10 protein-coding genes are annotated in these 11,148 nt (G+C 66.3%); 6 read left to right on the plus strand and 4 right to left on the minus strand.

All coding sequences use genetic code 11. The features are described 5' to 3' along the window. Positions 1-4 precede the first annotated feature (4 nt). The 3 genes from H0P51_RS13245 to lysX all read right to left on the minus strand — a co-directional run bounded on the left by H0P51_RS13245 (position 5) and on the right by lysX (position 5,518). Positions 5-1,771 (minus strand): serine/threonine-protein kinase PknH/PknJ, encoded by a 1,767-nt coding sequence (locus tag H0P51_RS13245; protein ID WP_180918483.1) that lies wholly within the window; start codon positions 1,769-1,771, stop codon positions 5-7. After that, complete coding sequence (locus tag H0P51_RS13250) at positions 1,764-1,994, minus strand: hypothetical protein (RefSeq protein ID WP_180918484.1); 231 nt, start codon at positions 1,992-1,994, stop codon at positions 1,764-1,766. The genes H0P51_RS13245 and H0P51_RS13250 overlap by 8 nt, the downstream gene beginning before the upstream one ends. Positions 1,995-2,191: 197 nt before the next feature. Further along, complete coding sequence (gene lysX, locus H0P51_RS13255; RefSeq protein WP_180918485.1) at positions 2,192-5,518, minus strand: bifunctional lysylphosphatidylglycerol synthetase/lysine--tRNA ligase LysX; 3,327 nt, start codon at positions 5,516-5,518, stop codon at positions 2,192-2,194. A 374-nt stretch (positions 5,519-5,892) separates the two neighbouring features. Here lysX and infC point away from each other — a divergent pair, with 374 nt between their 5' ends. From infC to H0P51_RS13275, 4 genes are all read left to right on the plus strand, one after another. Then, positions 5,893-6,480, plus strand: coding sequence for a translation initiation factor IF-3 (infC, locus tag H0P51_RS13260; protein WP_180918944.1), 588 nt, complete (start codon positions 5,893-5,895; stop codon positions 6,478-6,480). 47 nt (positions 6,481-6,527) lie between these two features. Then, entirely contained in the window at positions 6,528-6,722 is a 195-nt protein-coding gene (rpmI, locus tag H0P51_RS13265) for a 50S ribosomal protein L35 (protein WP_180918486.1), read from the plus strand. A gap of 82 nt (positions 6,723-6,804) precedes the next feature. Further along, positions 6,805-7,194: a 50S ribosomal protein L20 gene (gene rplT / locus H0P51_RS13270; RefSeq protein WP_180918487.1), complete on the plus strand. Its 390-nt coding sequence runs from the start codon at positions 6,805-6,807 to the stop codon at positions 7,192-7,194. A gap of 26 nt (positions 7,195-7,220) precedes the next feature. Further along, entirely contained in the window at positions 7,221-8,012 is a 792-nt protein-coding gene (locus H0P51_RS13275; RefSeq protein ID WP_180918488.1) for a TrmH family RNA methyltransferase, read from the plus strand. Positions 8,013-8,032: 20 nt separating this feature from the next. Here the strand turns inward: H0P51_RS13275 and H0P51_RS13280 are convergent, their stop codons facing one another. After that, positions 8,033-9,079 carry an oxygenase MpaB family protein gene (locus H0P51_RS13280; protein ID WP_180918489.1) on the minus strand — a complete coding sequence of 349 codons (1,047 nt, stop codon included), beginning with the start codon at positions 9,077-9,079 and terminating at the stop codon, positions 8,033-8,035. Positions 9,080-9,284: 205 nt separating this feature from the next. Here H0P51_RS13280 and H0P51_RS13285 point away from each other — a divergent pair, with 205 nt between their 5' ends. Both H0P51_RS13285 and H0P51_RS13290 read left to right on the plus strand, forming a co-directional pair. Further along, positions 9,285-10,196 (plus strand): adenylate/guanylate cyclase domain-containing protein, encoded by a 912-nt coding sequence (locus tag H0P51_RS13285; RefSeq protein ID WP_180918490.1) that lies wholly within the window; start codon positions 9,285-9,287, stop codon positions 10,194-10,196. A gap of 9 nt (positions 10,197-10,205) precedes the next feature. Next, the gene (locus tag H0P51_RS13290) at positions 10,206-11,015 is read left to right on the plus strand and encodes a rhomboid-like protein (protein WP_246398619.1); all 810 of its coding nucleotides are present in this window, start codon (positions 10,206-10,208) and stop codon (positions 11,013-11,015) included. Positions 11,016-11,148: the final 133 nt, after the last annotated feature.

Genomic DNA, 11,148 nt, shown 5'->3' on the forward strand with positions numbered 1-11,148 from the left:
CGGGTCACTTGGGTAGCTTGGCGGCCATTTGATTGGCGACCAGCCTGGCCTGGTTGACGGTCCCGGGTGCGCAGACGTTGACGTCGAACACCACATTCGAAACCGCACTCAGCACGTGCTGGCAGGCGACCGGGTTGTCGGCCAACGTTCGCGACAGCGCGATATTGGGCGGGTTGCCGCTGAGCGGACCGAATGTCCACTCGGAAGTCTTGCCGCTGTTGACCTGGGTCACCGACTTACCGGCGCAGTACTGCCAAGACTCCGACTGCGCTGTCACGAAGTCGGCGGCCTGCTGGGCTGACGCGAACACCACTGAGCCCTGGACCACCACGTAGCCGGGGTTACTGTTCGGCTTCTGCAACAGCTGTGCGGACATCCCGGTGTAGCCGCTGCTCTTGTAGGTCCGCGTCTGAAAACCGATGAGCGCCCCCAGACAACGCTCGTCGGACAACGTGTTCTCCGGACCCGGGTCCTTCATCTCCGAGACGTTGTGATCCACGACGATTCCGGTAGTGCCGACGATGGTGGCGATCTGCTGCTCGCTAAGTAGCAGTGAGTCCAATTGCGCCGCAGTCACCAACGGTGCCGCTGTAGGCGAAGCGGTTGTCACGGCTGCGCTGCTCGCTGTTGCCGAGGTAGTCGTGCCCGGCGCCGTTCGCTCAGCATCGCGGCTGCCGGTCATCAACCAGATGCCGACACCGGCCACGATCAGCACAACCACCAGCGCCGCGGCGGGCAACAGCCACCTGTTGCGGCGTGGTGGCGGCGCCGCCCGCCACTGTGGCGGCGGATGTGCCGGCCCCTGCGGTGGGGGTGCCGCATACGTCGGATGCGACACCGGCGGCGTCCAGTGCGGTTGGGTGACCGGGCCGCTGGGCGGCGGCGCGTGATGCTGGGTGTGCTCGATGATGGTGGCCGCCCGGTCCCGGTCGGGAGCGCTCAGGGCCTCTTTGGCCGCACGCGCCAGCTCGCCAGCCGTCGGGAATCGGTCTGCCGGATTCTTCGCCATGCCACGATCGATCACCCTGTCGAACGCCGTCGGGACGTCCTGGCGGCTATGGCTGGGCCGCGGGACGGGCTGCATCATGTGCGCCGCCATGAGCGCGCTGAGGTTCTGCGTCTGGTAGGGGGGCGCCCCGGTGAGGCACTCGTACAGCACGCACGCCAGCCCGTAAATGTCGGAGCGGTAGGTGGTCTCGTCGTCGGCGAACCGCTCGGGCGCCATGTATCGCCAGCTGCCCACCGCGGTGCCGGTCTTGGTGAGCTGCTGATCCGTTGCTGCCGCGGCAATGCCGAAGTCGACCAGATAGGCGAAGTCGTCGCCGGTGATCAGGATGTTCTCCGGCTTGATGTCGCGGTGGATGACGCCGGCACGGTGGGCGGCGTCCAGCGCGGCCGCCACCTGGGTGATGATCGCGACCGCGCGCGCCGGCGGCAGCGCACCGCTGCGCTCCAGCAGCGAGCTGAGGTCTTCGCCCTCAATGAAGCGCATGTCGATGTAGAGCTGACCGTCGATTTCCCCGAAGTCGTGAATCGGCACGATGTGGGGTTCCTGCAGACGCCCCGCGGTGTGGGCTTCCCGCTGCATGCGGCGCCGGAATGTGTCGTCGGAGTTGAGTTCCTGAGACATCAACTTCAGTGCGACGGTACGGTCCTTGACCGTGTCGTGGGCTTCGTAGACCTCACCCATCCCGCCACGGCCTAATAGGCGGCCCAGCTGGTACGGCCCGAACCGACGGCCGGTCCGCGAGGTCGGCAATGTGTCACTCATCGGCGTGCATTGACTCCCGGATCTGCGCCAGGCGCTCAGCGGCGGCCCGCTGACGCTCCTGGTAATCCTCCTCGATCGACTGGCCTTCGGCCGTCTCGCCCGCCAGCTCCTCGGCCCCCACTGCGGCACCGTAGCGCGATTCGATCTTCTCGCGCACTGATTCGAACGTGGGCACCCCCGCACTGTCGTAGCCGGGATCGGGAGCGGTCGGCTGCTCGGGCATGCCCGTCAGGTTACTTGGGCTGCCGACCGTCGAAATAACGCACCATCAGGTCCCAATACACCAGCGTCAGTACCATCTGGGCTGCTCGCCCAGCGCGTCCATGCGCTGCACGGATGGCAGTGCCACGCGAATATCGCCCGGCGGACCCGGGCGACTTACCCAGGCGGTGGAAGCGTCGAGGCGGACACCCGCGCCGGCTAGTGCGGCTTGGCCAACGGGAAGGGCAGCGTCTCGCGGATGCTACGTCCGGTGATCAGCATCACCACCCGGTCCACGCCCATGCCCAGCCCGCCTGTCGGCGGCATCGCATATTCCATCGCCTGCAGGAAGTCTTCGTCGAGTTCCATCGCCTCTGGGTCGCCGCCGGCGGCCAGCAGCGACTGCTCCTCGAGTCGGCGCCGCTGTTCCACCGGATCGGTGAGCTCGCTGTAGGCGGTACCCAGTTCGACGCCCCACGCGACCAGGTCCCAGCGCTCCGCGACACCGCGTTTGCTGCGGTGCGGCCTGGTCAGCGGCGAAACCGACGTCGGGAAGTCGATGTAGAAGGTGGGCTGCTCGGTGCGCGACTCGACCAGGTGCTCATAGAGCTCCAGCACCACCGCGCCCGCATCCCAGTAGGCGCGGTAGGGGATACGGGCGGCGTCGGCGAGCTTGCGCAGCCGGGCCAGCCCGGTGTCGGGGTCGATCTGCTCACCCAGAGCTTCCGACACCGCATCGTGGACGGTCTTCACCGGCCAGATGCCGGAGATGTCGACCGGTTCCAGCCGGCTGCCGGAATCGTCCTGAGCCCTGGGCCGCATCGCGGTCTGCGCGCCGTTGGCGGCCTGGGCGGCGTTCTGGATCAATTCGCGACAGCCCTCGATCCACACCTTGTAGTCGGCGTGCGCCTGATAGGCCTCCAGCAGGGTGAATTCGGGGTTGTGGCTGAAGTCGACGCCTTCATTGCGAAAGGCGCGACCGACCTCGAAAACCCGCTCCACGCCACCGACGCACAATCGCTTGAGGTAAAGCTCCGGGGCGATGCGCAGGAACAGGTCCATGGAGTAGGCGTTAATGTGGGTGATGAACGGCCGGGCGGTTGCGCCTCCGTGCACCTGCTGCAGCATCGGGGTCTCCACCTCGATGAATCCCTTGGCGGACAACGTTTCTCGGATAGAGCGCAATACGGCGCTGCGGGCAGTGATCAGTTCGCGGGACTCGACGTTGACGGCCAGGTCGACATAGCGGGTGCGTACCCGGGCCTCCGGGTCGGTGAGCCCCTTCCACTTGTTCGGCAGCGGCCGCAGGCACTTGCCGATCAGACGCCAGCGGCTCACGATCAGCGACCGGGTGCCCTTGTCGCTGAATCCCATGTGCCCGGTCATCTCGACCAGGTCGCCGAGGTCGATCGCGGCGTTAAAGTCAGCGGCCCGACCCTGCTGCAAACGCGAATTGTCCAGGAGCACTTGCATTTCGCCGGACCAATCCCGCAGATGGGCGAACAGTACGCCGCCGTAATTGCGCACGCGAAGAATGCGCCCCGACACCACGACGTCGGAGTCGTCGTCGGCGCCCAGCGCTTCGGTCACGGTGTGGGTGGGCGGCTGGCCCACCGGATAGGCGTCAATGCCGCTGTCGCGCAACTTCTTCAGCTTCGCCAGCCGCACGCGCACCTGCTCGGGCTGACGGCGGTGCGGCTCGTCGGATTCGGGGATCTCGGCCTCTTGCAGCCCGCTGATGTCCGGAGCCGTGCCGTCGTGATGCAACAGGCCGGTTGCCACCAGCGGCTCCGGCACTGCGGGATGGTGACCGGTGTGAACCTTGTCGCGCCTACTGAACGGCAGCACCAGGAAACCCTCGGCGATCACCGAGGCGACACCGACCCGCGGGATCATGCGGGCATCCTCATAGCAGGCGTAGCGGGGTACCCATTCGGGTTGGTACTTCGCGTTGGAGCGGTAGAGCGTCTCCAGCTGCCACCACCGGGAAAAGAACACGAGCAGCCCCCGCCACAACCGCGCGACCGGTCCCGCGCCGAGCTGCTCGCCCTGCTCGAACGCGGAGCGGAAGACCGCGAAGTTCAACGAGATTCGGCTGATGCCGAGACTTTCGGCATGCAGCGTCAATTCGCTGACCATCAGCTCGATGGTGCCGTTGGGCGATTCCCGGGCACGGCGCATCACGTCCAACGAGACCCCGGTGGTACCCCAGGGCACCAGGGACAGCATCGCGACCACCTCGCCGCCGCGATCTACCGCTTCCACCAGCAGACAGTCAGCGTCGGCCGGATCGCCCAACCGACCCAGCGCCATGGAGAATCCACGCTCGGTTTCGGTGTCGCGCCAGGCATCCGCACGCTCGACGGTTTTTGCCATCTCGTCGGGGGAGATGTCGCGGTGCCGTCGGATGCGCACCGTCAACCCGGCGCGCCGGGCCCGGGTGACCGCCTGGCGCACGCCCCGCATCTCCGGGCCGGACAACTTGTATTCGGCGGGCCGCAGGATGGCCTCGTCACCGAGTACCAGCGCGTTGAGGCCGGCCTCGCGGAACACCTGCGCGCCGTGGGAACTCGCCCCCATGACCCCCGGCGCCCAGCCGTACGTCTGGCACAGCTGCAACCACGCGTCGATGGCCTGGGGCCACGCCTTGGGGTCACCGACGGGGTCGCCGCTGGCCAAGCAGACGCCGACTTCGACTCGGTAGGTGATGGCGGCACGCCCGCTCGGCGCGAAGATCACCGACTTGTCGCGCCGCGTCGCGAAGTAGGCCAGCGAGTCGTTCTTGCCGAACAACTCGACCAGGCCGCGGATCGCAGATTCGTCCTCGCCGGTCAGCGCATTGTCCGCCCGCTGGGACAAAAACAGCACGATCGCGGCGGCGATCAGGGCAAACGCGCCGAAGAGGCCGAATATCGCGTTCAGGAAAACGTGCGGGCGCCCGGTGAACAGATCCGAATCGGCCAAGCCGAACCCGATCACCCGGTTGGCGACGTAGGGCAGCCGGTCGTGCGGCGCAAGCGTGCCGGGGAACATCTCGACCAGCGCCCACGACGCCAAAATCCCGATTGCGCCCCCAACCACCAGCACCGCGGCAGCCCTGAACAGAGCGCCGCGGCGCACCTTTGCCCAGAATTCTCGGTAGCCCAGCACCAGCAGGACGGTGGCCACGATGTGGAATGCAAAGCCGAGGTTCTCGCCGAACGCCTCGGCCGGCGTGTTGCCACCTGCGGCGATGTCGGCGGCGTTGATACTCGCGGATACCACCATGTTGCCCAGCAGCACCACCCACGCGATGCGCTTGCGCGCGGTGAGCGCGGCCGCCAGCAACGCCAGCACGAACGACCACGCGAAGCTGGTATCGGGGAAGTTGAACAGGTAGCGATTGATGAATTCCCGTGGTTCGTGGATGAGCCAGCGGATCAGCGGCGAGAGACTGGCCAGTAGCGACACGGTCGCGATGACGCCGACGGTCCAGCCGGCCACGGCGGGTAGCCAGTGGTACCGGGATGACGGCCGGCGCACTGAGCGAGGCTTGATGAGTGTCACAGACCGCGAGGATATGCCCTAAAACTTCGAAATACTTGCCGTTGCGGCCCGCCCGCTAACTGGCGCGTTGCCGACCCGGCGCGTTAGTGCTGTTAGACTGACCGCTGCGACCACCCCGGCGAAGGCCAGGGAACGTTAAGTGGAGTCCCACTCCCACCGGTAGCCGTCCAGGCTATTCGGTCCGGTCACAGGCATCCGAAAGGTGCCTGTTCTGCGCTTGGCGCAGGCGGCTGGCGTTGTGCAAGCCGTGATCGGTCGGCATTGGGCCCTGCTGCTGCGGGGCTTTTTTGCTGATGGTTTGGTGTGTCCCCACCGCTGTTTCCGACCGTCCAGGACTGGACCGCACCGGAATATAAGCCAACGAGGGAGGCCCCATCAGCACTGAGACCCGCGTCAACGAGCGCATTCGCGTACCTGAAGTTCGATTGATCGGCCCTGGGGGAGAGCAGGTAGGCATCGTGCGTATCGAAGACGCACTCCGCGTCGCCGCGGACGCCGATCTCGACCTTGTCGAAGTTGCTCCCAACGCCCGACCGCCAGTCTGCAAGATCATGGACTACGGCAAGTACAAGTACGAGGCGGCCCAGAAGGCGCGCGAATCCCGCAGGAACCAGCAGCAGACCGTCGTCAAGGAACAAAAGCTGCGCCCCAAGATCGACGACCACGATTACGAGACGAAGAAGGGCCACGTGGTCCGCTTCCTCGAAGCCGGGTCCAAGGTCAAGGTCACGATTATGTTCCGCGGACGCGAGCAGTCCCGGCCCGAGCTGGGCTACCGCCTTCTGCAGCGTCTGGGCGCCGACGTCGCGGAGTACGGCTTCGTCGAAACGTCGGCCAAGCAGGACGGGCGCAACATGACGATGGTGCTGGCACCGCACCGTGGCGCGAAGACTCGCGCCAAGGCGCGGCACGAGGGTGAACCCGGAGCCAAACCTGCCGACGAGGACTCCGCCGCGAACTGACAGCCAGCAACAACCACGAACCACGAACCTGAGGAAATTGAGGGAAGATGCCCAAGGCCAAGACTCACAGTGGGGCCTCGAAGCGGTTCCGACGCACCGGAACCGGCAAGATTGTCCGGCAGAAGGCCAATCGCCGGCACTTGCTCGAGCACAAGGCGACCAAGCGCACCCGGCGGCTGGACGGTCGTACGGTCGTCTCGGCCAACGACACCAAGCGGGTTAAGTCGCTGCTTGACGGCTGAGCGACGCACAGCACCCCAACCCCTTGACCAATTCCGGGCTGCCCCAGCCCCAACCCAAGTTTGAACGAGAGTAGGAACACCCATGGCACGCGTGAAGCGGGCGGTCAACGCCCACAAGAAGCGGCGCAGCGTCCTGAAGGCATCGAAGGGCTACCGCGGCCAGCGGTCCCGGCTTTACCGCAAAGCCAAAGAGCAGCAGCTGCATTCGCTGAACTACGCCTACCGCGACCGTCGCGCCCGCAAGGGAGAATTCCGCAAGTTGTGGATCTCGCGGATCAACGCCGCGGCGCGTGCCAACGACATCACCTACAACCGGCTGATCCAGGGCCTAAAGGCCGCAGGGGTCGAGGTGGACCGCAAGAACCTCGCCGACATCGCGATCAGCGATCCGGCGGCGTTCACCGCGCTCGTCGACGTGGCCCGCGCCGCGCTGCCAGAGGATGTCAACGCTCCTTCGGGAGAGGCGGCCTGACCGGCCGGTAGCTTGCCACGCAGGCTGTGCTCACCGAACGCTCGACCCGGGTGGCTGCGGCGGTAAAGCTGCACCGTCACGTAGGCCGTCGCCGCGCGGGTCAATTCCTGGCCGAAGGGCCCAACCTTGTCCAGGCAGCTGCCGGGCGCGGAATGGTCCGCGAGGTCTTCGCCACCGAGGACGCCGCCGGACGCCATGACGCGCTGCTGGCAGGGCAGCGCGCCCCGGTGTATTTGGTGACCGAACGCGCGGCCAAGGCATTGTCGGACACTGTCACCCCGTCGGGATTGGTGGCCGTCTGCGATCTCCCTAGAACCGGGCTCGGGGAGGTGCTCGAGGGCTCGCCGAGACTGGTCGCAGTTGCCGTCGGGATCGGTGAACCGGGCAATGCCGGCACCCTTATTCGGATCGCCGACGCCATGGGCGCCGCGGCGGTGGTGCTGGCCGGAAACAGCGTCGATCCCTACAACGGCAAGTGTCTGCGTGCCTCCGCCGGCAGCATCTTCGCGGTTCCGGTTGTCGTCGCGGCCGATGCTTCGGATGCGCTGGGCCGGTTGCGCGCGGCGGGGCTGCAGCTACTCGCCACCGCGGTGGACGGCGAGACGTCCCTGGATGACGCCGACGCGTTGCTGGGCGCTCCTACGGCATGGTTGTTCGGACCCGAATCCCACGGTCTGCCACCCGAAATCGCCAAGCAGGCCGACCGTCGCCTGCGCATCCCGATGGTCGGGGCAGCGGAAAGCCTCAATGTGGCCGCCGCCGCGGCGGTCTGCCTGTATCAGAGTTCGCGTGTCTTGCAACTCGGGCCGCGAGCCTGAGCGCGCAGCTCACTGACTCCTCACGCCGCCCGGCTACGTCCCCGCGCGGGCCGCAGGCCGGCGATCGACAACGTGCTGTGCACCAACGACCCTGCTCGTTCCATCAACGCCTTGGCCGGATCCAGAGGTGAGCGAGCGCGCGGCGGAAAATAGTGCATGGGCAGGCCGCGCCGATCGCGCGGCGGCGCCATGAACGGGGGCGCCTCCACCAGCGGTGCGTCGTTGCGGATCCGGCCCTCCGCGCGCCGGTAGGCGGCCAGCGCTCGGGGGTGCAGGCGGATCTCGTCGGGCACCGCCAAGAAGGCCACCTCGACCAGCTTGCCGAACACCCGCAGCAGGATCTCGTCGCCTGGCGTCCAGTGCATTCCGGCCTTCTCCCGAACGGCGGGCTCGAACAGACCGGCCGCAATCCAGCGTTGACCGGCGAGCAGCGGCTTGAAGATTTGGTCCCAGATTGGCGTGGGCATCAGCACAAACTTGGGTTTGGGGATGCGCATGTTGAAGATGTCCAGGGTCGCCTGGTTGATCTCTAGTTCGTCGCGGCCGACGCGCTCCCAGTACTCCTGGAACTCCTCCCACGACTTGGGTACCGGTCGCATGCTCATCCCGTACATCCGATACCACTGCACGTGTTCGTCGAACAATTGTCGCTTCTCGGCCTCGGTCAAGCCGCCACAGAAGTATTCGGCCACCTTGACGATGAGCATGAAGAACGTCGCGTGCGCCCAGTAGAACGTCTCGGGGTTGAGGGCGTGATAACGGCGGCCTGCGCCGTCCACCCCTTTGATCGTCGAGTGGTAACCCTTGATCTGCTGTCCGGTCTCGGCCGCGCGGTCGCCGTCGTAGACCACGCCCATGATCGGGTAGACCGAGCGGGCCACCCGCTGTAGGGGTTCGCGGAGCAGGATGGAGTGCTCCTCGACACCGGCACCTAGTTCCGGGTACATATTCTGGATCGCGCCGATCCAGACGCCCATCATTCCGGTGCGCAGATCTCCGAAGTATTTCCAGGTCAGCGAGTCGGGCCCGAGTGGGTCAGCCGGCGTCGTTGCCGATGTGACAGTCATGACGGCCTCCAAAGCGCCTCTACTGCGCTCACGATAAGCGGTGACAACACGCGTTGTCCACGATTTGGGAATGCGCGTCGCACCGGCGTTACCCACTCTCCATAGCGCCGCCGCAGCGACGTGATCAGCACGTTTGCAGCGCCGTGTGACATGGGTGGCGCAGGCCTCGTTGCCGGGGTCTGCAAGGACCAAATAACCTGACCGGGTGGAGGTTGTGCCAGACGCATCAGAGTCCGGCTCCGCCGACGAAACCGCAACAGTGGTGACCGAAGACGCCTCGCGGCGGCGATCCCCCACCAAGTGGCTGCGCAGCACCAACCACAGTCCAGGGGTGGTGGATTTCGTCAAGCGGGCGCGACGGCTGTTGCCCGGTGACCCCGAGTTCGGTGACCCGTTGTCTACCGCCGGTGAGGGTGGTCCCCGCGCCGCGGCCCGTGCCGCCGACCGGCTGCTGGGAGATCGCGATGCAGCATCGCGCGAGGTGAGCCTCGGTGTGTTGCAGGTGTGGCAAGCGATGACCGAAGCGGTTTCCCGCAAGCCGGCAAACCCCGAAGTCACGTTGGTGTTCACCGACCTGGTGGGTTACTCCACGTGGTCGCTGCAGGCCGGCGACGACGCGGCCCTGTCTCTGCTGCGGCAGGTGGCGCGCTCGGTCGAGTCGCCGCTCTTGGATGCCGGCGGTCATATCGTCAAGCGGATGGGCGACGGCATCATGGCGGTCTTCCGGCGCCCGGCCGTAGCGGTCAAGGCTGTCATCGCCGCCGAGGAAGCCATCAAATCTGTTGAGGTGGAAGGTTATACACCCCGAATGCGGGTTGGCATCCACACCGGGCGGCCGCAGCGCCTGGGTTCGGACTGGCTTGGCGTCGACGTCAACATTGCGGCTCGAGTGATGGAACGCGCCACCAAGGGCGGCGTCATGATCTCGAGTCCGACACTGGATCTGATCCCGCAGAGTGAGCTGGACGCGATGGGCGTCACTGCCCGGCGGGCGCGCCGGCCGATGTTCTCCAGCAAACTAACCGGCATCCCACCCGACTTAGCGATATATCGCCTCAAGGTTGGTAGGCAGTTGCCAGCTGGTGATAACACGGATGAGACAAATGTCCGTGCATAGTGGATGGTGATGCTTTCCGAGATTTTCACCCGGCTCTTTCGGGTTCGCTTCACCGTGGCCTACATGGCCACGTTATTCGGCGTCAGCACCACCATGCTCGTGCTGAGTCCCCAGGCACACGACCGGCTGATCCGGCACGCCAGCACGAATCTGCACAACCTGTCGCACGGCCGGCTGGGCACCCTGCTCGGTAGCGCATTTGTCGTCGAGGCGGGTCCGCTCTATTTCTGGATGCCGTTTCTGACTTGTCTGCTGGTGCTCGCCGAACTGCATCTGCACACCCTGCGACTGATCGTGGCGTTCCTGGTCGGCCATATCGGGGCGACGTTGGTGGTGGCAGCCGCACTGGCGATGTCGGTCGAGATGGGCTGGATGCCGTGGTCGATCACCCGCGCCAGCGACGTCGGGATGAGCTACGGGGCGCTGGCGGCGCTGGGAGCGTTAACAGCCACCATCCCGCGGGCGTGGCGGCCGACGTGGGTCGCCTGGTGGATCTCGCTGAGCGTGACTGCCGCGGTCGTTGGGGGTGACTTCACCAACGCCGGCCACGCGGTGGCTGTGCTTCTGGGGGTGCTGGTCTCAACTCGCTTCCGCGCGCAAATCCACTGGACACCGCTGCGCTGCTTCATGCTGCTGAACTCGGCGGGTTTCGGGTTCCTGATCCTGGCGCACAGCACCATCTCGATGGTGGCCGGAACGGTTGTCGCAGCGCTCGCGGGCCTGGCCGCCCATCTGGCGGCACGCCCGCTCGTGTCGGCACGAGACGCTGCCGAGACGACAGCGACGCGCCCGCTACCCGCGGTAAGCGCCAACGGATAACGCTCACGGCGAACGTCGGCAACAGCGACGTGCCTCCCCGCCGTCCGCGGCAACGCAACCTTGACTAGGATCGGCACTTGCGTCATACCGTGCCGTGAACCCGCCCGGCGACGATGCGGGCCCATCGAAGGCC

Source organism: Mycobacterium vicinigordonae (genome assembly GCF_013466425.1).
Taxonomy (GTDB): Bacteria; Actinomycetota; Actinomycetes; order Mycobacteriales; family Mycobacteriaceae; genus Mycobacterium; species Mycobacterium vicinigordonae.